We start from the raw sequence: 22182 nt of genomic DNA, 5'->3' as shown, positions 1-22182 counted from the left end.
GGACTACGATACTTGTTGATAAATTACTATAGCTGTTTTTACGGAACAGCTCTCAATAATAGGAGAAATAAATCATGAGAAAATTAGTTAAAATTGGTGTTGCATCTTTAATGGTATGTGGTATACTTGCTACTACAAATGCTTTAGCAGTATGGGTTGATGGTGGTCAATGGAACTATGGAGTAGGTTGGACAGGAACTTTTGGATATTCTGATTATTTACATTCTACTCGATCTCATACAGCAACTGTTAAGCATGGAGGTAGAATCTCTAAGGATCGTGAAGATCCCGAGGTTTGGGCTAAAGCTGCCCTTAATCAAATTCCACCAACAGGAATGGAATATTTCTATGGATTTTAAGTGAAATTCTCCCTCTTCTATTAGGAGAGGGAGAACTTTAGTGGAGGTACTTTTATGAAAAAAATCAGTCATCTTTGTATGTTTCTGCTGTTGCTGTGTACCACTTTTTTTGTTTTTAATGTAAACTACACACGTGAAGCGGTTCGGATTCGGGAAATGGGAAAGACTGTAGATTCTTTGGATTTGTATTTGAAAGATATTAACGAACCTGCAGCGTCTGTTCTTCGATTTTTTGAGGATGTATCAAAGGAGTACAAAGTCTCCATCATCAAAACAGACAGTGGTGATGAGGTAATCAAGTCTGGTGTTTTTGATAAAGATACCTTCCCCTACCAAGAGTTTGGGATTTCTTCTCTTGATTTTACCACAGATGGTGAAGGAGTCTACAGTAATAAAGAAATTTCTAATAAACTTGATACGATACCGACCTTTCTAAAAGCCAAGCCTATTCAGCTTATAACTTTTCAAACCTATATCAAGGATACATCTCGTAGTTTAAATGGTCGCTATACGATAACTTCTACACAAGAGATGGATAAGGATAGGATTGTACAGAAATGGAGCGATTTTTTCAAGATAGACCAGGCTACCTTGCTAGAGCCTACCTATAAAAGTGCAGTGGAAGTCATAAATCGAGATTTGCTTTTATCTGCCATTGTTTTTGTCTTGGCTATTTTACTTCTTGTGTTAGTAACAGTTTATCAGCCGATGATGGAGATGAAACGAGTGGGGGTTCAAAAGTTACTTGGTTTTCAAAGCGGGGCGATTTTAGCTGGTTTTGTAAAGACTAATTTTTATCTTCTCTTGGGTGGAAGTCTTGTCATTGACTTGGGACTATTTTTAGTGCTGGACTACAGGCCAAAACTTCTGTTCCCAAGTTTACTCTTATCCCAATTTCTGCTTTTACAGTTATATTTGTTCATCAGTTGGCTGACCTACCTGATGATTCAGAAAATGACAGTCAGTTCCATGTTGAAAGGTTTTTCATCTGTCAAACTTGGTCTCATCTTCAATTATGTGATGAAAATAGGGACAACTATTTTACTGACGGCCTTACTGATTGGGGTGGGCAGAAGTCTAGAACAAGAAAACAAAGAACTTGCTTATCAGCAACAGTGGGTAAGCCAAGGAAATTACCTGACCTTGGAAACCTTCAAACTCAATGATAATCTGTGGCAAGAAGAGCTAGCAGGGTCAGGGAAATCTACAGATTATTTCTACCAATTTTATCAAGACTTGCTAGCAAAAATACAAGTAAACTATGTGCGAAGTGCGAGTCTTTCTATCAAACCAGTCATCAAAGCTGAACAAGTGCAGAACTACCAACTGCCTGATAAGGTAGATGTTTACTATGCTAATAGCAATTTTCTAAAGAGCAAGGGATTCAAGTTACCAGATACCGGCACTAAAAAAGTTATTTTGATGCCAGCCAGTGACAAAGGACAAGAAGGCAAGAATCAATTCTTGGGAAAATCCATCGCCTATCTTTCTCTGAGGTATGAAGATCAGCAAAAGCAAACAATAGAAGATATGGATGTAGAAATTGCCTACTATGAAGGAGATTGGTCTTTCTTCCCTTATAATAATGAGCGAAAGGAAAATCTCCACAATCCAATCATTAGTCTAGTAAATGATCAAGACATGATGTGGGAAGAAAAGACTCGCTTGTCAACGACAGGTTTAAACAACCCGATGAAAGTTGAAAATACAGAACAAAATCAAAAAGTGATTACGGAGTTAGTTGAGAAATTATCAGATGGGAATTATTTAAAATTTTCATCGATTCAAGCCATTCAACAAGAGAAAGTGGATTCTTATCGAGATGCAGTTCGAAATCTTAATATACTCTTTGCTTTGTTTGGTCTCCTTAGCATGATGATTTCCTACTTTTTACTCGTTACTACTTTCTTGTTGAAGCGCAGGGATATCATTACCAAGAAGTTTATGGGGTGGAAACTGGTCGATCGCTATCGTCCTCTCCTCGTTCTGCTCTTGCTGGGCTATAGTCTGCCTCTTCTAGTCTTGATTTTCTTTGCCCATGCGCTCTTGCCACTCCTGCTGTTTGCAGGCTTTACATGTTTGGATATACTATTTGTGCTAGGCTTGGCTTCTAGGATGGAGAAAAGAAGTCTAGTAGAGTTATTGAAAGGGGGCATCTTATGATTGAGTTGAAAAATATTACCAAAACCATTGGGGGAAAAGTGATTTTGGATAACTTATCTCTCAGGATTGATCAGGGGGATTTGGTAGCCATTGTTGGCAAGAGTGGTAGTGGTAAGTCGACCTTGTTAAATTTATTAGGTTTGATAGATGGTGATTATAGCGGACGGTATGAGATTTTTGACCAGACAAATCTAGCGGTTAATTCTGCCAAGTCACAAACAATAATCCGTGAACATATCTCTTATCTATTTCAAAATTTTGCCCTGATTGATGATGAAACGGTCGAGTACAATCTTATGCTGGCACTGAAATATGTGAAATTGTCTAAGAAAGACAAGCTCAAAAAGGTGGAAGAAATTTTAGAGAGAGTAGGTTTGTCAGCTACGTTGTATCAAAAGGTTTCCGAGTTGTCTGGTGGGGAACAACAACGAATTGCAGTTGCTAGAGCCATCTTAAAACCCAGCCAGCTGATTTTAGCCGATGAACCAACAGGTTCTCTGGATCCTGAAAATAGAGATTTGGTCTTGAAGTTTCTCTTAGAGATGAATCGCGAGGGGAAAACAGTCATTATTGTGACCCACGATGCTTATGTAGCCCAACAATGTCATCGTATCATTGAATTGGGCGAGGGGAAATGAGTTAGTTCTGCTTATTTTGACTGAGTGAATACTAAATTGTCAAATTAAGTTAGATTTTTCATGTAACTCAGAAAAACTTGGTAGGGTGATTGATAATTCGATGATTTCCTAGGAATTCTATTTATTGAGTATAGGTCATTTATGTTAGTTTCTTTCAGACAAATGTGGTGTTTATCTGAGCCTAACATAGATGACTTTTTCTGTCTAGTTTAATTTTACAAATTGGGTCTCTCAATCTCAAAAGTGCATAGAATACTCATTACCATTACTTGAAAATTTGATAATCTTAAAGTAATTATAAGGAGGAATTACTATGTCAGCAATTACAGATAAATGGATAAAACTATTTAATAATGTCAATAATTCTCAGGAGTTAGATACATTTTTAAAGAATGTTTCAGGGAAAGGGCTCAATGAATGGGAACAACTATATAATGACTATGATGAAAGTAAAGATTTATTTATTGAAGAAGCGCTAGAACAAGGTGAATGGATGTTATATACTCCACAGCAAAGGCTTAAGACTAGAATCAATTGGTTAGATTTATATAAACCATTGTGTTATAAATATGTCCAAAAAATTTATAGTATTGTTGAAACTAAGAATTATATTTCTGATAAACAGACTTTTATAGAAGGTATTGAAACATATTTTTTTGAGATTTGTATGAATATTAGTTATCGTACAGTTGTTTTAGAAATTAATGATTTACGCAGAAATTCAAAACTTCTGGGGGAGAGTAGTGAGGATAGATATAAATACTATATAGACACTTTATTACGAGATAAAGAATATATTGTTGATTTTTATAAAAGATATCCAATGTTATATGAGGTATTAGATCAAAAATTAAAAAATATAAGTTTTTATATTCAAGAAATTTTAAATAATTTAGAAGACGACATTCAAGATATTCAGAATTATTTTAAAGTATCGAATTTACAATTATCCAAAATTAATTTTAATGCAGGTGATACTCATTCTAAAGGCAAGACAGTTTGTATATTAAATTTCAAAGATAAGGATATTGTGTATAAACCTCGTAATATGATATTGGATGTTAATTTAAAATTATTTGCAGAAGAATTTGAAAAGACATTTGGAATCTCGAATACATTATTTATCCCTAAGACTTTAACTAAGAAAGGATATAGCTATGTAGAAATGATTGAAATTCAAGAATGTTCTACTTTAGAAGATGTAAAAATATATTTCGAAAATATGGGGAAAATTCTAGCATTTTTACATTTGTTTGGTGCCAAAGATTATCATGGAGAAAATGTATTAGCATCTGGGAGATTTCCTTATTTGATTGATAATGAAACAATTCTTCATTTTAGTGAAAATGAGACAATTAATACATCTATACATAAAATGTATGACTTTGTAGCTAACTCAGTATATAGTACAGGTATTTTGCCAATGACGCTATATTCAATTAATAATAACAAAGGAATGGAAATAGGTGCATTAAATTCTGGTGCAAGAAGAGAATCTCCCTATTTAACACATCAGCTGTCTAATGTTGGCACTGATGAAATCAGAATTGAAAAAGTTTTTAAAGAGGTTGGAAGCTTTCCCAGTACTGTTAGATACGAGGGTGAGAATGTCTCTTGTTCTAATTATTTACCTCAAGTTCAACAGGGATTTGAAGAGATTTATAGAATTTTTGTTGATAATAAGTCAGTTATCTCAAAAATGATTAAGAAATATTTTAATAATTGTGAAACGAGATACATTTATAGAAATACCAATATATATGTACAGTTACTAGAGACTAGTCATCACCCAGAACTCTTAAAAAATCGTTATGATTTTGAAATGTATTTTCTTAGATTATGTGAATATGGTGATATTTCCAATGAATTTGATAGTAAAATGATTCATGATGAGATTAATCAATTGAAAAATGATGATGTCCCAATTTTTTATTCCGATTCATCTAATAATAATATTTCAAATGGAGTTAAGGAATATATTTTATCACTTGAGGGCGAAAGTATTGTAGAGAAAATTTTAAATAGAATAAAAATAGCATCTACTTCAAACTTAGTTCGTCAGAAGAGAATTATTAATATGTCTTTTATGGGGACCGAATTATTTGTAAAAAATATTGAACCTTCTAAAAGAAAAGATCTTGGAAGAGAATTATTTGTAAAAAGACTATTATCTAGTAGGTTTGAACATAATGGCGAAATTAGCTGGTTAGCAATGCTAGCTATGGATAAAAATTATGATATATCACCTATGAAGTATGATTTATATTCAGGTACAGCAGGCATTTTACTTGGAATCAATAGTTTAAAAATCAAGGAGTTAGAAGAACTTTTTCCTGGAGTAATGAAATACACTGTTAACTACATAAAGGATTTTAGTTCTGATATTACATATCAAAATGTTGGAGCTTTTACCGGAATTTATGGCTATCTATATGCATTGTGTGTATTAAAGGAGAGTAATAAAGATATTCCTTTGGAGATTGAAACATGTATCTTTGAAACCATTTTTAGAACTAAAGATATAGTTTCAAATTTAGATAATTTAGATATTATCGGTGGGATTTCTGGTATTTTAGGTGTTTTATTGAAAGTCAATAGTACATTTAAAGGAAATTTAGATATATTAAATTTGACAGATAAGTTGATGAAACTAATTGTTCAACGTCTGCTTAAAATATATGCCGAAGAAGGGGTATGGATTTCAGAAGATCCAGGGTATGCTCACGGGAATTATGGTGTAATTGTTCAGCTATATAAATATAGTTTAAGTTTAAGTACAGATTCAAATATTAGAAAAATGATTATTCAGTGTGTACAAGACTATTTAAGGAAAGAGAGAGAGGAACTAAATCCCAATAAAGTTCTAAAAGTAAGAAAAAATGCTAAATACTACTCCTGGTGTAATGGTATTGTTGGTATTGTAAAAGCTAAGCATTATTTGTTAATTAATGGGTTATCAGATAAGTTGTTATCGGAAGAAGTGGAGTATTACAGCAGAGATATACTAATTAATGGATTAAATTTGGATAATTCAATTTGTCATGGGAATGTGGGTAATTTGGTGATTTTGGATTCAATTTTACCTGTTCAAACTAATCAATTTGAAAATGAGATACATCAGGAAAGCAATCAATATTTATTAGAAAAAATGACCTATGAAACTGATGATTGGGGTGTTTTGACAGGTGAAATGGGAATATTGATGGCTAATTATAAGGCGGGTAGAAAATGTCTTAATGAATTGCTATTATTAAATTAAGGAGGAATGTAATGAAGAGAAGAGTACCATTTATAGAACAGCATCAAAAAACAGAGTGCGGTTTATGTTGTGTAGCAATGGTATCAAGTTATTTTGATCATGAGATTTCTGTCAAAGATTTACGTAATATTCAGGAAACAGGAAGGGATGGAACAAATTTTGGAAACTTAATTGATATATTAGAAAATATTGGATTTTCTATTAAGTCGTTTCGTTATCCCAAAGAACAAATTGAAAATTTCTCTAAAATTTTGACTCCAGCAATTGCCTTATGGCAAAGTAAACATTTTGTAGTAATTGAGAAGGTAAACGAAAAATTTGTATGGGTTGTCGATCCAGAACTTGGTAGAATTAGATATAGTTTGGAAGAATTTTCAGAAGGTTTTTCAGAGTATCTAATCAGTATAGTAGATAGTTCACAAGTATCTAGGAGAAAGAGTAAAGAAAACTTTCAAGTAGTTTATAAACAGTTGTTAAAAACTTGGCCATATTTTATTCCATTGCTTTTTTTAACACTAGGTAGTTATGGAGTAAATTTTATTTTTCCTCTATGGATGCAACAAATTTTAAACGAAGTCTCAAAGGGAGTTTTTATTAAACAATTCGATTTATTACTTAGATTCTTAGTTTTTGTCTCCATATATTTTATTATCATGTTGTGCCAGAGATATTTTGCAATTATATTGACAAGTGCTATTGATGAGCGACTAAACAATAATGTGATAAGTAATCTCTTTAAGTTACCTTATAAATTTTTTTCTACTAGAAGTAGCGGAGATTTAATCTACTCAATAAATGGTTTGTCTAGAATCAGACAGTTATTTACAAATCAGTTTATACTTGGGATTTTAGATATAGGGTTTGCTATTTGCATTTTAATCTATTTTGCTAGATTTAATTATATTATATCCTTATTAGCTGTTCTATTGTTTTTTTTGAATCTTTTTATATTATTCTTGACCAGACAGAGTTTAGAACAAAGAAATAAGTCATTTATAATTTCTCAAAATGACTTACAGAATAAACAGATTGAAATGGTTTATTCTATGATGGGAATTAAAATGGAAGGTTTTGAAGACCAGACATATAAGCAGTGGAAGAGTTTATTTGATAAAAATATATATAGATATAAATGTAGTGAAATTTTTTCAGGATTTGTGAATTCGTTATTTACTATTATCACATTTATTTCACCTTTTATATTGCTGTTTGTTGCTTTACAATCAAATAGTAGTGTTGGTATAGGAAGTGTATTTGCACTTTATTCTTTAAGTACTCTTTTATTCAGTAAAACTAATAATATTTTTGAAACAGTAGTATCATTTTACAATAGTAAAACGTTTTTAGCTAGGATAGTTGAAATTTTAGAAGAAGACATGGAGGAAAATGGAGAATTAAAATTTGATTTAAAAGGCGATATTGAATTAAGAAATGTATCATTTTCATATACAAAAGATAGTAAAAAGGTTTTAGAAAATATTTCTTTAGAAATAAAACAAGGAGAGCAGGTTGCAATTGTCGGATCATCTGGTTCTGGGAAAAGCACTCTATCTAAGTTATTAATTGGTCTATATCCAGCAAGTTCAGGAGAAATATTGTTTGATAATATAGATTATGATAAATTTGAGAAAAAATACTTACGTCAACAAATTGGAATTGTACCTCAAGATATGACACTCTTTAATAAAACTATTCTTGAAAATATTATAGGTGATAATATTATTTCACAAGAAGAAGTAGAGGAAATTTGTAAATTAGTAAATATTCACGATGAAATCCAAAATATGCCTATGGGATATCATACGCTAGTTTCGGAGATGGGATTGAATTTGTCTGGTGGGCAACGTCAAAGAATTATTTTGGCTAGAGCATTAGTCAAGAAACCTCGAATTATGCTCTTAGATGAAGCGACAAGCTATTTAGATAATGTAAACGAAAAACAAATAATGAGAAAATTTAAAGAGCAGAATATTACTATAATCTTGATTGCACATCGTTTATCTACAATTATTGACTCTGATCAGATTTTTGTTATGGACAATGGAAAAATTTCTGAGAGAGGGACGCATAGAGAGCTATTAAATAATAGAGATGGTTTATACAGTCAACTTTATCAAATGAATTATTAATTTTAATAAAAAATTTCAAGTTTAAGTTATTTTGCATTAAATGAGTTGATTATGCTTATCATTTGTATCACACTTCCAAGAAAAGTAAGAATAAACTTATGTCTCAGAAGTATGGGGTTTAGTTTTATAGTATCACTCACTAAAAATATTGGAAAATGTAAAAATTGAAAAGAATTCTACTTCGTCAAGGTGTAATGACCTCAAAAGTTGAACTATTAATTTATGCTAAGGATTGAATCCTGTATTGCACAGGACTCAGTCCTTTTAATTGTGGTTTCAAGCCAGTTTTTCTCTGTGAGAAAAATTAGTCAAATAATATAGCATGACCTGAACGAAGTTCAGCGAGCGTTTTTAGACGCCGCTGGAGAGAAACGGCTTATAGCCAGTGTACAAGCCACCCGTTTTCACGGGTGGTTATGACTAGTCGAATTGCCACCGATCAACACTTTACTCAAAATGGTTTCTATTGTTTCTTGATTGAGAGCTTGAAACAAGGTAAGTTTTAATTTTCTAATACGAACTTTAAGAACAGATTATTTCTATTTTTCTGAAAAAAACGACAAGATTATGGAATTTCCAAAGAAATACTCCGTTGTGACATCAATATAGCCTCCAACTTTATTTTCTACTAGCAGTATGCTGAAGGTGTGAGAATTATGATAGATACATTGTCATAGAGCTAAATTGATTGTTCCAATTTAATTGTTCAAGCTAGCTTGACATAGATAGAAAAAGATATTTCACACGGAGTCTATTGCTATATTAGAATATCTAGCTAATCAATCTGTATTACCATTTTTAATTTTTAAATCGTTCAATATTATTGCACGATTTACTCATTACTAAAGCTATTTAGCGATGTATACTTAGTAGTGTAAAGATGATTATCTTAAAAAAAGAAAGGAGAGTTGTTTATGACTAAACATATTCATAAATGTGAAGAAATTGATAGTCTTGATTTTGAAGTAAACGAGCAAGAGCTTTCAGGCAAATCAGGTTCAGGTTGGTTTACGGCAGTTCAATTAAGTCTAGCAGGTCGTTGCGGTCGATGGTTTACAGGATCATTTGAATGCACTAGTAACAACGTAAGTTGTGGTAAATAAAAATGGGGGAAAAATGATGGAAGAAAAGAAAATGTCATCAGAGATTGATAATTTGGATTTTGAAGTAAACGAGCAAGAGCTTTCAGGTAAATCAGGTTCAGGTTGGTTTACGGCAGTTCAATTAAGTCTAGCAGGTCGTTGTGGTCGATGGTTTACTGGTTCATTTGAATGTACTAGTAACAACGTAAGTTGTGGTAAATAAAAATAGGAGAAAATGATGGAAGAAAAGAAAATGTCATCAGAGATTGATAATTTGGATTTTGAGGTAAACGAGCAGGAGCTTTCAGGCAAATCAGGTTCAGGCTGGTTCACGGCAGTTCAATTAAGTCTAGCAGGTCGTTGTGGTCGATGGTTTACTGGTTCATTTGAATGTACTAGTAATCATGTAAAATGCGGTTAACTAAGGATTAGAAAATTTTATTCTGATAAATAGTATTTGTTAAATTTATTATAAACAAGGAAAGTTTTGCGAGGGACAATATGGAAAACAAGCAATATAATTCAGAAATTGACACTTTAGACTTTGAAATTAGCGCTCAAGAATTGGAAGGAACTTCTGGTGCAGGAGGCTGGTATTCAGCATTTAAAATGACTCTAGCTGGTCGCTGCGGTCGATGTTTCACATGTTCTTATGAATGTACAAGTAATAATGTTAATTGTTAATTTAGGAAGTATATATGTTTCTTGAGATGTGAAAATTTTCCTTGTTATAGTTGACAGATATAGAGTTAAATGATAAATTATAGGAGAAACAAAATGGAAGAAAATTATGTAGAAGTTGATAGCTTGCGTCATGAAATTGACAATCAAGAATTAGCAGGTAATTCTGCAGCTGGACTCAGAACAGCAATTCGAATGACTAGTCAAGGTCGCTGTGGGTGGGCTTTCACGCTTTCTTATGAATGTACGTCACCAAATGTCCGCTGTAGATAGAATGAACAAGATTGGAGAGTAAGATGGAAGGAATTATTGGAACACTTGAGTTTTATGCTCCCGTATTGATTCTAGGAGCATCTATTATTGGTATCGTCTACGTTATGAAAAAACGAAAAGAACGAAAATGATGTATATTTAAAAAGCCATACTAGTTTATGGCTTTTTTACTTGTCTTTAGAGAGATTATGCACGAATTACTCATGATATTAAAGCTCAGATTGATTATAATAGTCTTGTAAAATAGAAATGGAGGAATATTTATGTCACAATTAGTTGTAAAAAATTTAAATAAAGAGTTTGGGGAGGGAGATAGCCTAGTTCATGCTTTATCGGATGTTAATCTCTCTGTAAAGACAGGAGAATTTCTTGCTATTATGGGAGCAAGCGGCAGTGGAAAAACAACTTTGTTAAACTGTATTTCAACAATCGATAAGCCGACGTCAGGTGATATTTCCTTTGAGGGATTTGATATCATCAATGCAACAGATAATCAATTGGCAAACTATCGCTCACAAAATATTTCCTATATCTTTCAATCTTATAATTTAGTTGAAACTTTAACAGTTTATGAGAATATTGTCTTACCATTACAAATTCAAGGGAAAAAAGTTGCTGATTGTCATTTAAAAATAGAAAATATCCTAGAAAAATTATCAATTGGTCAATTACGAAATAAATTTCCCAATCAATTATCAGGAGGACAAAGACAGCGTGTTGCCACCGCACGTGCTCTAATTGATGAATCTAAACTGCTTATTGCAGATGAACCAACAGGTGCTTTAGATTCGGCTAACTCAGAAAATTTAATGGCTCTTCTGCAAGAGATTAATCAAGTTTTTGGCATTACCATTTTAATGGTGACACATGATCCGGCAGCAGCTAAGTATTCATCACGAATTATTCTATTAAAGGATGGACAAGTTACAGCAGATATGTACCGCCATTCTTTATCAAATGAAGAATACTTACAAAAAATTTATAAACATACACGATAAGGAGAAGTAGGATGTATCCAAAATTAATTCTCAGAAATGTTCAAAGAAATTTACAGACCTACACAGTTTATTTTCTTAGTTTAACGTTAATTTATAGTCTACTCTATGCATTTAATGCTTTGCCAAGTCATCCTGTTATGCAAAGTTTATCAGGTGCTAAGGAGATGATGACAACCATTATGACACAATATATGGGACTATTATCTTATGTTGTATTGAGTACAATTGCTTTTTTAGTTGTTTACTCCACTGGTTTCGTATTAGGTCGAAGAAAACAAGAGCTAGGTCTATACGCAACATTGGGGATGAAAAAACGTCATATTGTAGGAACGCTTTTCTGTGAGACAATGGTTGTTAATCTGTTTGCTTTGCTTGCAGGATTTATCTTAGGGTTAGGAGTATTGATTGTTCTAGCACATATTGCATCTAATTTTTTTATGGGGAATTATTTTGGTAATATGTTTTTTCTAGACATGAAATCAGTTAATTTATTAGGAATATCATATTTAGCAACAAGTGTAATCATTGGTGTGATGGACATAGTTACCTTTAGAAAGCAAGCTATTATTTCTCTTATTCAAGAAAATGGTGTTAAAAGTTCTATTTTTTCGAAAGGAGAAACAAAATGGCAATTGCTACTATTTATCTTGTCGGCACTAGTTATTTGCTTTGGATGTGTCTATTTATCAGACTATACACATATTTCAATTCTTAGAAATTGGGGAATGTTACTTATAACACTGTTTGTACTAGTTATATTTATTTTTTACAGTACATTAAGTCATTCTTTGATCCGCTTAACTTATTCATTGCCAAATTGGTATTTCAAGAAATATAATTCATTTAAACTCAGACAACTATCTAAGCAAGCAGATCGTAATTCGGTGACCATATCGGTATTATCGCTTTCCTTGGCATTAGCAACTAGCTTATTGATTTTTAGTGGTAGTGCCTACAGTTCATTGAGTAATGATTTAAATAAATTTATTCCTTATGATATTGATGTGCAGATGTTTAAGGGAGAAAAATACCATCATAACAATATAGATGTAAAGAATAAGTTAAAAGAAGATGGTTTTGACTTTTCGATTATTGATAAAGAGTTTGAGTATCCAACTTATATAAGTGAATTGACTTATAAAGATATTATTGATACAAGCAATTTATGGGATTTAGATAAAGAATTAGGAGGCTCGTTCGTTAATATTGTTTCGCTTACTGATTATAATTCTTTATTAAGACTTCAAGGGAAAAAAGAAGTCAGTTTGTCAGACAATGAATTTTTAATAAATGCAAACTATAAAGGCACTAGGAAGCAGATTAGGGAATTTCTCTCTAAAACTAACGAATTGACTGTTTCCGATGTAAAGTTAAGGTCAAGTTCTAAAAGTCCTTTGGAAAATGTTTATTTTGTTACTACAGTAGAAAATAATGATCGAGGGACATTGATAGTCCCTGATAAAGTAGCGAAAAAATTGACTATTAACAGTTTACATTATGTAGCCTTATATAAAAAAGGGATTGATAAACGAAATGTTGAATCATTTTTAGAGAACTGGATTGAAAATTATTATTTTACGGATCAAGAAGGAAATCAAGCTGATTTTGTATATCAAACAAAAGTTCGATCAGCAGAACTATATCTAGGAGTTATGGGAGTCATTGTATTAGTTCTAATTTTTGTTGGAGTTATTTTTACAGTTATCACATTGAGTATTCTGTCGTTGCAGGCTTCCACAAATGCATTAGAAAGTGTTAATGATTACAATATACTTTATTTATTAGGAAATCAAAGAATGCAAAATAAAAAAATTATTTTTCAACAGATTCTCGCCTATTTTCTAATACCGTTGCTAATAGCTATTCCATTGAGTTGTTCACTTAGTAATAGCTTATTAGGCTACTTTGAAAATTTTGCAAATACAACAGTTGTAATTGATGTAAAATATTTATTGTTTATGATTGGTTTATTTACAATTTATATCTATTTTACCTATAAAATTTGTGTGAGGGCCAGTAATCAGATCTAATGAGTGAAAACCAGAATGGGATATTAGCTATCCTTATTCTGGTTTTGTGATATAATGATAACAAAAAATCATAGTAGGAAATTTTAAATATGAAGACGTGGTTAAAGAATATTTCTGATAACTCATTATTGTTATGGTGGAGCACTTTAATAAATCATTTTATATTAATGGTTTATATATACCTTAAAATTCCATTTGACTTTTCATCAACTTTTACTCAAAAATTTGCAGTTGTTTTTATTATTTTGTTGATTATTTCTACTTATATTTGTAATTTCTTAAAGTTTAAATATAGTGAATTAAAGTTGTGGCTATTACTATCTCTATTTTTAATTAGTTGGCAATTGGCTCTGAGTTTGAATGTTGAACACACATTATTCCATTTTTTAGATCTGCTTCATCCCATTAATTCTTTTCTATTAGTTTATAGTTCAGTATCTATTATTCTGTTAGGTAAAAAAATAGGTGAGGAACTATTTTTTGTAACTTTTATTGTTACGATTATTACAGAGATATCTTATTTTTTTAGTGAGCCTCTCTTTTTATTCTTATCTATATTTACATCATTTTTCATTTCTTGCTTACCTATTGTTCTGTTAATGATGTATAAAAAAGAGTTGAAATCTTTTTTAAATTACCAGAGGAAAAATTTAACCTTCCTTTCATTTTTTCTACCCGTTACTTATGTCATTTTATATATTAACACGGCTGATATTGGTATTTTAAATTTTTTATGGTATGTAGAAATTTTTTTGGTACTTGTTTCGTTCCACTTGAAAACAATTTATATGAGTTTTCAAAAAAAGATAGATGAGTTGAAACTATTATATATTGAGGCAAGTTTAAAAGTACTACTGGGGGTAAGTATCCTTTTAATTGCTACATTTATTATTGCAAGACTAGATTTAAAACAAAGTTTTATTTGTTTTAATTTACTTGTGCTGATTGTTGGATTTCTAACGGAAGAATTTATTAGATTATTTAGAGGTAAGCGGCTAACGGGTGCAAAAGATTATTTAGAAGTTTTATTTTTGAAAAGAAATAAGATGGTGAAGAATTTGTTAGCTAATGAAGATATAGAGCAACAATTCGCAGAATTTCTTCATAACGAAGTATTACAAAGTGTGATGGCTATTAAAAATTTTAATAAATATGGAGAAGATGAGAAGTTTAGAACTCAGATTGGATATGTCTCAGATGAACTAGTTCAACGTATCCGAGAGAGAATGGATTATTATCAACCAATGAGTAGTGGCAATGAGGAGTTAACTAAAAAATATACATCATTAATTGATAGAATATTGAGGAGATATGAGACTATGAAAGAAGTTGAAACAGATTTTCAGTCTGATTTTTTTCTAATGGAACCGTATGATAAGATTCTTTATCGCTTTATTGAAGAATTAGTGACTAATGCTGTTAAATATTCATCAGGACATACTATTTGGTTATCTCTCTCTGTATCTGACGATATTATTTATTTATCTTGTAAAAATAATTATGATATTTCTAGTAACCATCTTGGTTATGGGTTAAAGAATTTAGAAAATCGTGTTAGTGTTTTAGGTGGAACAATAGAAATTCAGACAATGGATGCTATGTTTCAAGTAGAAATTCAATTACCAATAGATAAGGAGCTATGCTATGAAAATTTTATTAATTGATGATCACAAGTTGTTTAGTCAGAGCATAAAAATGATTTTAGAGTTATCAGAAACAATTGAATATGTTGATTTAGTTGAAAATTTTCAATCAGTAGATGATATTGATTATAGTCCATACGATATCATTTTGATAGATATTAATTTGACTAGTATTTATGAAACAGATGGATTAGCCTTGGCAGAAGAAATGATAAAAAAAGAACGAGGTATTAAAATCGTTATTTTAACAGGGTATAGCAAAAAAATTTATGAGTATCGAGCTCAGAAGATGGGAGCCTATGCTTTTATTGATAAAAGTATCGATCCAGATAAGCTTCTTACTCAATTAAAAGGTATATATAGTGGAAAAAAGTATTTTTCGGTAGAAGAAATCGTGGATATCTTGTCTGAACGAGAGATAGAAGTGTTAGAATCGATTAGAAATGGTTTAACAATTGATGAGGTTTGTGAAACCTTATTTTTAAGTAAGCGGACTGTTTCGAATCATTTGGCAAATGTATTTTCAAAGCTAGGTGTTAATAATAGGCAGGAGGCAATCCATAAAGCAGAACTTTTAGGATATTTCTCTCCAGAGTAAGATTATCTTTTATGCCAAATTGGCATAAAACTATGAATTATGAATCAAGTAAACCATTAAGTTATGCACGATTTAAGCGCCTTGTTGGTGTTCAACGCACTACTTTTGAAGAGATGTTAGCTGTGTTAAAAACAGCTTATCAACTTAAACACGCAAAAGGTGGACGAACCCCTAAGTTAAGCCTAGAAGACCTCCTCATGGCTACTCTTCAATACATGCGAGAATACCGAACTTATGAACAAATTGCGGCTGATTTTGGCATTCACGAAAGCAACTTAATCCGTCGGAGTCAATGGGTTGAAGTGACTCTTCTTCAAAGTGGTTTTACGATTTTAAAAACTCATCTTAGTGCTGAGGATACGGTGATTGTGGATGCAACAGAGGTAAAAATCAATCGTCCTAAAAAAATCAACTAACCAATTATTCTGGTAAAAAGAAATGTCATGCTATGAAGGCTCAGGCGATTGTCACAAGCCAAGGAAGAATTGTTTCTTTGGATATTGCAGTGGACTATTGCCACGATATGAAGTTGTTCAAAATGAGCCGCAGAAATATCGGACAAGCTGGTAAAATCTTGGCTGACAGTGGTTGTCAAGAGCTCATGAAGATGTATTCACAAGCGCAAACTCCGAGGAAATCAAGCAAACTTAAGCCACTAACTCTTGAAGATAAATCCTATAATCATGTGCTATCTAAAGAGAGAATCAAGGTTGAGAATGTTTTTGCCAAAGTAGAAACGTTTAAAATGTTTTCAACAACCTATCGAAATCGACGTAAACGCTTTGGATTACGAATAAATTTAATTGCTGAAATTATCAACCGTGAACTAGGATTCTAGTTTCGCAGGAAGTCTAATAGCATAAATACGCCTAGAAATGACATTTTTATGTAGTATTTCTAGGTTTTTTTTGTTTCAAATTGAAAATTTTTTCAATTTAGGCTTGACAAACGATGAGCATAGGAGTATTATTTATACAACAAAAAAGAATAAACATAAAGGAGGCTTTGTTATGAATAAGATGAAGAAGGTGTTGATGACGATGTTTGGTTTAGTGATGCTCCCCCTACTATTTGCTTGTAGTAACAATCAATCGGCTGGAATTGAAGCCATCAAGTCCAAAGGAAAATTGGTTGTAGCCCTCAATCCAGATTTTGCTCCATTTGAATACCAAAAAGTGGTTGATGGGAAAAATCAGATTGTGGGTTCAGATATCGAATTAGCCAAGGCTATCGCAACAGAACTAGGTGTCGAATTGGAACTATCTCCCATGAGTTTTGACAATGTACTGGCTAGTGTTCAATCAGGAAAAGCCGATCTTGCCATATCTGGTGTTTCTAAGACAGATGAACGGAGCAAGGTGTTCGATTTTTCAACTTCCTACTATACTGCAAAAAATAAGCTCATTGTCAAAAAATCTGACTTGGCCACTTATCAGTCTGTAAATGACTTGGCGCAGAAAAAGGTTGGAGCGCAGAAAGGTTCGATTCAAGAAACGATGGCGAAAGATTTGCTACAAAATTCATCCCTCGTATCTCTGCCTAAAAATGGGAATTTAATTACAGATTTAAAATCAGGACAAGTGGATGCCGTTATCTTTGAAGAACCAGTTGCCAAGGGATTTGTGGAAAATAATCCTGATTTAGCAATCGCAGACCTCAATTTTGAAAAAGAGCAAGATGATTCCTACGCGGTCGCCATGAAAAAAGATAGCAAGGAATTAAAAGAGGCAGTCGATAAAACCATTCAAAAGTTGAAGGAGTCTGGAGAATTAGACAAACTCATTGAGGATGCCTTTAAAGCGTCCATTGAAAAATAGAAAGAAGGAAAAGAACATGAGTAAAGAAAAAGTAATTTTGGCCTATTCTGGCGGTTTGGACACATCAGTTGCTATTACCTGGCTGAAGAAAGACTATGATGTTGTTGCAGTTTGTATGGATGTGGGTGAAGGGAAAGACTTAGATTTCATCCATGATAAGGCTCTTAAGGTTGGGGCAGTCGAATCTTATGTCATTGATGTCAAGGACGAATTTGCTACAGATTATGTGCTAGTAGCTCTCCAGTCACATGCCTATTATGAACAAAAGTACCCCTTGGTATCTGCCTTGAGCCGCCCTCTGATTTCTAAAAAATTGGTTGAAATTGCGCATCAGACAGGAGCGACTACAATTGCTCATGGTTGTACAGGTAAGGGGAATGACCAAGTACGTTTTGAAGTATCGATTGCAGCCTTGGATCCCAATTTAAAAGTGATTGCGCCAGTTCGTGAATGGAAATGGTCTCGGGAGGAAGAAATTCATTATGCTAAGGAAAATGGGGTACCTGTTCCTGCTGACCTTGACAATCCCTACTCTGTTGACCAAAATCTTTGGGGACGTGCCAATGAGTGTGGTATTTTGGAAAATCCATGGAATCAGGCTCCAGAAGAAGCCTTTGGCATCACAACTTCTCCAGAGCAAGCTCCAGATACGCCAGAATACATTGAGATTGAGTTTAGTGAAGGCGTTCCAGTTTCCCTCAATGGAGAAGTGTTAAAATTGGCGGATTTGATTCAAAAACTCAATGAAATAGCTGGAAAACATGGGGTTGGACGGATTGACCACGTGGAAAATCGTTTGGTTGGGATTAAATCAAGAGAAATCTATGAATGCCCAGGGGCAGTGACTCTGCTGACAGCTCATAAGGAAATTGAGGACTTGACGCTTGTGAGAGAAGTGGCTCATTTTAAACCAATCATAGAAAATGAATTATCAAATCTCATTTATAATGCTTTGTGGTTTAGTCCAGCTACACAATCCTTGATTGCTTATATTAAAGAGACTCAAAAAGTTGTCAATGGGACTGCAAAAGTCAAACTCTATAAGGGAAGTGCTCAGGTCGTAGCTCGGAAATCACCAAATTCTCTTTACGATGAAAATTTGGCGACTTATACCAGTGCGGATACCTTTGACCAAGATGCGGCTGTTGGATTTATTAAGTTGTGGGGACTTCCAACCAAGGTTCATTCTGAGGTTCAAAAAAGCGCCAAATAGGACGATTGGATAGAGAGGTGGATGTGATATGGCTAAGAATACAAAATTATGGGGTGGTCGCTTTGAAGGTACTGTCGAAGACTGGGTAGAGCGCTTTGGTGCGAGTATATCTTTTGACCAGAAATTAGCTAAATTTGACTTGATTGGTTCTTTAGCCCACGTTCAGATGTTGGGTCAGACGGGAATTTTGAGTTTGAAGGAGTCAGAAAAGATTCAAGAAGGTTTGAAAGAGCTTTTAGAAGAGCTAGAGGCAGGCCAACTTGTCTTTGATATTGCAAACGAAGATATTCATATGAATATGGAAGTGTTGCTGACAGAAAAAATTGGTCCCCTTGCAGGGAAGTTACATACAGCTCGTTCTCGAAATGACCAAGTTGCGACAGATATGCACTTGTATCTCAAGGAGCAACTAGGCCATGTCCTAGATAAACTGGCTCATCTCAAGGGTGTTTTATTAGATTTAGCGGAAAATCATGTGGAGACGATCATGCCGGGCTATACCCATCTGCAACATGCCCAGCCTATTAGTTTTGCCCACTATCTGATGGCTTACTACAATATGTTTCAAAGAGATAGTGAACGTTTTGAATTTAACCAGAAGCATACAGACCTATGCCCTCTAGGTGCGGCAGCTTTGGCAGGAACGACTTTCCCCATTGATCGCCAATTGTCTAGCGATTTGTTAGAGTTTAAGCAACCTTATACAAATTCTTTGGATGCTGTTAGTGACCGCGATTTTATCTTAGAATTTCTATCCAATGCCAGTATACTCATGATGCATATGAGCCGTTTTTGCGAAGAAATGATCAATTGGTGTAGCTTTGAGTACCAATTCATTACCTTGTCAGATACGTTTACAACAGGTTCCTCTATTATGCCCCAAAAGAAAAATCCAGATATGGCTGAGTTGATTCGAGGAAAGACTGGTCGAGTTTATGGGAATCTGTTTGGACTATTGACAGTCATGAAGTCCTTACCCTTAGCTTATAATAAGGATTTGCAAGAGGATAAGGAAGGGATGTTTGATACGGTCGAAACGATTTTAAATTCTTTGGATGTGTTGGCCGGTATGTTATCTAGCTTGCAGGTAAACAAGGAAAAAATGCAAGAGTCGACAGAGAAGGACTTTTCAAATGCGACTGAGTTGGCAGATTATTTGGCAGGGAAAGGCTTGCCATTTAGAGAAGCTCATGAGGTTGTGGGAAGATTAGTGCTAGACTCTATCAAGTCTGCTAAAAATATCCAAGATTGGACTTTGGAGGAATTACAAACCTATCATTCCCTCATTGCCGAGGATATTTATGTCTACTTGCAACCTAAAACTGCTGTTCAAAGACGAAATTCCTTGGGGGGTACAGGATTTGACCAAGTGAAATACCAGATTGAAGTCGCTAAGAGAGCGAATGAAGCTAGAAAGTGCTAGATTGATAGGTTCAGAATAAGAGGTTGGTCTATTGACAGCCTCTTTCTTGTCTTCTCCAACCAAGCATGTTATAATGAATACTGCTCAAGCGACCTTCAATCGTGAAGCACACACGACCTTCAATCGTGAATAAACGAATAGATGGGAGACTTACCATGAGTGATAACTCTAAAACACGTGTTGTTGTGGGGATGAGTGGTGGTGTTGATTCGTCGGTGACGGCTCTTCTTCTCAAGGAGCAGGGCTACGATGTGATTGGTATCTTCATGAAGAACTGGGATGACACAGATGAAAACGGCGTCTGTACGGCGACCGAAGATTATAAGGATGTGGCTGCGGTAGCAGACCAGATTGGCATTCCCTACTACTCTGTCAATTTTGAAAAAGAGTACTGGGACCGCGTTTTTGAGTATTTCCTAGCGGAATACCGTGCAGGACGCACGCCAAATCCAGATGTTATGTGCAACAAGGAAATCAAGTTTAAGGCCTTTTTGGACTATGCCATGACCTTGGGGGCAGACTATGTAGCGACTGGGCACTATGCCCGAGTGGCGCGTGATGAGGATGGCACTGTTCACATGCTTCGTGGTGTGGACAATGGCAAGGATCAGACCTATTTCCTCAGCCAGCTTTCGCAAGAACAACTTCAAAAAACCATGTTCCCACTGGGGCATTTGGAAAAGCCTGAAGTTCGCAGACTAGCAGAAGAAGCAGGTCTTGCGACTGCCAAGAAGAAAGACTCGACAGGGATTTGTTTTATCGGAGAAAAGAACTTTAAAAACTTTCTCAGCAACTACCTGCCAGCTCAGCCTGGTCGCATGATTACTGTGGATGGTCGCGATATGGGCGAGCATGCAGGTCTTATGTACTATACGATTGGTCAGCGTGGCGGTCTGGGTATCGGTGGGCAACACGGCGGTGACAATGCCCCTTGGTTCGTTGTCGGAAAAGACCTAAGCAAGAATATCCTCTATGTCGGCCAAGGTTTCTACCATGATTCGCTCATGTCAACCAGCCTAGAGGCTAGCCAAGTCCACTTTACTCGTGACATGCCAGAAGAGTTTACGCTCGAATGCACAGCAAAATTCCGCTACCGTCAGCCTGATTCTAAGGTGACCGTCCATGTCAAAGGAGATAAGGCAGAAGTTATCTTTGCAGAACCGCAACGCGCGATTACACCAGGACAGGCAGTTGTCTTTTATGATGGCGATGAGTGTCTAGGTGGCGGTTTGATTGACAATGCTTACCGCGATGGACAAGTTTGTCAGTACATTTAGATTGACAAATTTTCTCAATTTGCTACAATAATAAAAGCAATAGAAATGATGGTCAAAGCTCATGGATGTTGCAGGCTTTTTTGTCCTGCACTTCTTTGGAGTTTTGACTGTTTTTGTGTCGTTTAGAGGAAAGGAAAAAAGATGACTCAACGAGACTTTCGGACAAAAATAGAAAATACGGTTTTTGGTGTTCGGGCGACAGCTTTGATTGTCCAAAATCGCAAGCTCCTAGTTACCAAAGATAAGGGCAAGTATTACACAATTGGAGGTGCGATTCAAGTCAATGAAAGTACGGAAGACGCGGTAGTCCGTGAAGTAAGAGAAGAACTGGGAGTCAAAGCTCAAGCTGGACAGCTAGCTTTCGTAGTTGAAAATCGTTTTGAACAGGACGGTGTTTCTTATCACAATATCGAGTTTCATTATCTGGTGGACTTGCTTGAAGATGCTCCATTGACCATGCAGGAAGACGAAAAAACGAAGCCCTGTGAGTGGATTGACTTAGACAAGCTTAAGGGTATCAATCTAGTTCCAGCCTTTCTAAAAACAGCCCTGCCAGATTGGGACGACCAACTAAGACACATTCATCTTGAGGAATAGGA

20 protein-coding genes are annotated in these 22182 nt (G+C 34.3%); all 20 read left to right on the top strand.

Translation table 11 applies throughout. The annotated features are described in order from the left end of the window. Nucleotides 1-74: 74 nt before the first annotated feature. The 20 genes from HT711_RS05610 to HT711_RS05515 all read left to right on the top strand — a co-directional run bounded on the left by HT711_RS05610 (nt 75) and on the right by HT711_RS05515 (nt 22180). Nucleotides 75-359 carry a lactococcin 972 family bacteriocin gene (locus HT711_RS05610; protein WP_050242664.1) on the top strand — a complete coding sequence of 95 codons (285 nt, stop codon included), beginning with the start codon at nt 75-77 and terminating at the stop codon, nt 357-359. A 54-nt stretch (nt 360-413) separates the two neighbouring features. Beyond that, the gene (locus HT711_RS05605) at nt 414-2522 is read left to right on the top strand and encodes an amino acid ABC transporter permease (protein ID WP_050242663.1); all 2109 of its coding nucleotides are present in this window, start codon (nt 414-416) and stop codon (nt 2520-2522) included. After that, nucleotides 2519-3160, top strand: a complete 642-nt coding sequence (locus tag HT711_RS05600) for an ABC transporter ATP-binding protein (protein ID WP_173249815.1) — start codon at nt 2519-2521, stop codon at nt 3158-3160. The genes HT711_RS05605 and HT711_RS05600 overlap by 4 nt, the downstream gene beginning before the upstream one ends. A 313-nt stretch (nt 3161-3473) precedes the next feature. After that, a complete protein-coding gene (lanM, locus tag HT711_RS05595) occupies nt 3474-6419 on the top strand; it encodes a type 2 lanthipeptide synthetase LanM (protein WP_057487956.1) in 2946 nt (981 codons plus the stop codon). A gap of 11 nt (nt 6420-6430) precedes the next feature. After that, the gene (locus HT711_RS05590) at nt 6431-8548 is read left to right on the top strand and encodes a peptidase domain-containing ABC transporter (RefSeq protein WP_078156163.1); all 2118 of its coding nucleotides are present in this window, start codon (nt 6431-6433) and stop codon (nt 8546-8548) included. Nucleotides 8549-9462: 914 nt separating this feature from the next. After that, nucleotides 9463-9651, top strand: coding sequence for a salivaricin M family lantibiotic (slmA, locus tag HT711_RS05585; protein WP_057487957.1), 189 nt, complete (start codon nt 9463-9465; stop codon nt 9649-9651). A 31-nt stretch (nt 9652-9682) separates the two neighbouring features. Further along, nucleotides 9683-9853 carry a salivaricin M family lantibiotic gene (gene slmA / locus HT711_RS05580; RefSeq protein WP_240148715.1) on the top strand — a complete coding sequence of 57 codons (171 nt, stop codon included), beginning with the start codon at nt 9683-9685 and terminating at the stop codon, nt 9851-9853. Between the two features lie 30 nt (nt 9854-9883). After that, on the top strand, nt 9884-10051 hold the full coding sequence (gene slmA, locus HT711_RS05575) for a salivaricin M family lantibiotic (protein WP_240148716.1): 168 nt from the start codon (nt 9884-9886) through the stop codon (nt 10049-10051). Between the two features lie 80 nt (nt 10052-10131). Continuing rightward, the gene (gene slmA, locus HT711_RS05570) at nt 10132-10314 is read left to right on the top strand and encodes a salivaricin M family lantibiotic (RefSeq protein ID WP_078156164.1); all 183 of its coding nucleotides are present in this window, start codon (nt 10132-10134) and stop codon (nt 10312-10314) included. 93 nt (nt 10315-10407) lie between these two features. Next, a complete protein-coding gene (slmA, locus tag HT711_RS05565) occupies nt 10408-10584 on the top strand; it encodes a salivaricin M family lantibiotic (protein WP_057487960.1) in 177 nt (58 codons plus the stop codon). A 263-nt stretch (nt 10585-10847) separates the two neighbouring features. Beyond that, complete coding sequence (locus tag HT711_RS05560) at nt 10848-11582, top strand: ABC transporter ATP-binding protein (RefSeq protein WP_023945195.1); 735 nt, start codon at nt 10848-10850, stop codon at nt 11580-11582. Nucleotides 11583-11593: 11 nt separating this feature from the next. Continuing rightward, complete coding sequence (locus tag HT711_RS05555) at nt 11594-13612, top strand: FtsX-like permease family protein (protein ID WP_023945194.1); 2019 nt, start codon at nt 11594-11596, stop codon at nt 13610-13612. 89 nt (nt 13613-13701) lie between these two features. Next, a complete protein-coding gene (locus tag HT711_RS05550; RefSeq protein WP_023945192.1) occupies nt 13702-15276 on the top strand; it encodes an ATP-binding protein in 1575 nt (524 codons plus the stop codon). Next, a complete protein-coding gene (locus tag HT711_RS05545; protein ID WP_023945190.1) occupies nt 15257-15853 on the top strand; it encodes a response regulator transcription factor in 597 nt (198 codons plus the stop codon). The genes HT711_RS05550 and HT711_RS05545 overlap by 20 nt, the downstream gene beginning before the upstream one ends. 32 nt (nt 15854-15885) lie before the next feature. Beyond that, nucleotides 15886-16691 (top strand): IS5 family transposase gene (locus HT711_RS05540; RefSeq protein ID WP_100104433.1). Its coding sequence is split into 2 segments (ribosomal slippage): nt 15886-16260 and nt 16263-16691, totalling 804 coding nucleotides; the frame shifts between segments, so codons are not numbered across the junction. A 172-nt stretch (nt 16692-16863) separates the two neighbouring features. After that, a complete protein-coding gene (locus tag HT711_RS05535; protein ID WP_173249814.1) occupies nt 16864-17670 on the top strand; it encodes an ABC transporter substrate-binding protein in 807 nt (268 codons plus the stop codon). A 16-nt stretch (nt 17671-17686) separates the two neighbouring features. Then, nucleotides 17687-18883, top strand: coding sequence for an argininosuccinate synthase (locus HT711_RS05530; RefSeq protein WP_173249813.1), 1197 nt, complete (start codon nt 17687-17689; stop codon nt 18881-18883). A gap of 28 nt (nt 18884-18911) precedes the next feature. Continuing rightward, nucleotides 18912-20306: an argininosuccinate lyase gene (argH, locus tag HT711_RS05525; RefSeq protein WP_173249812.1), complete on the top strand. Its 1395-nt coding sequence runs from the start codon at nt 18912-18914 to the stop codon at nt 20304-20306. Nucleotides 20307-20461: 155 nt separating this feature from the next. Then, entirely contained in the window at nt 20462-21583 is a 1122-nt protein-coding gene (gene mnmA / locus HT711_RS05520; RefSeq protein WP_164226297.1) for a tRNA 2-thiouridine(34) synthase MnmA, read from the top strand. Between the two features lie 141 nt (nt 21584-21724). Then, on the top strand, nt 21725-22180 hold the full coding sequence (locus HT711_RS05515; protein ID WP_112444506.1) for an NUDIX hydrolase: 456 nt from the start codon (nt 21725-21727) through the stop codon (nt 22178-22180). Nucleotides 22181-22182 lie beyond the last annotated feature (2 nt).

It is taken from the genome of Streptococcus sp. 1032 (assembly GCF_013277015.1).
Lineage (GTDB): Bacteria > Bacillota > Bacilli > Lactobacillales > Streptococcaceae > Streptococcus.
This window is presented reverse-complemented; position numbering and strand designations above follow the sequence as displayed.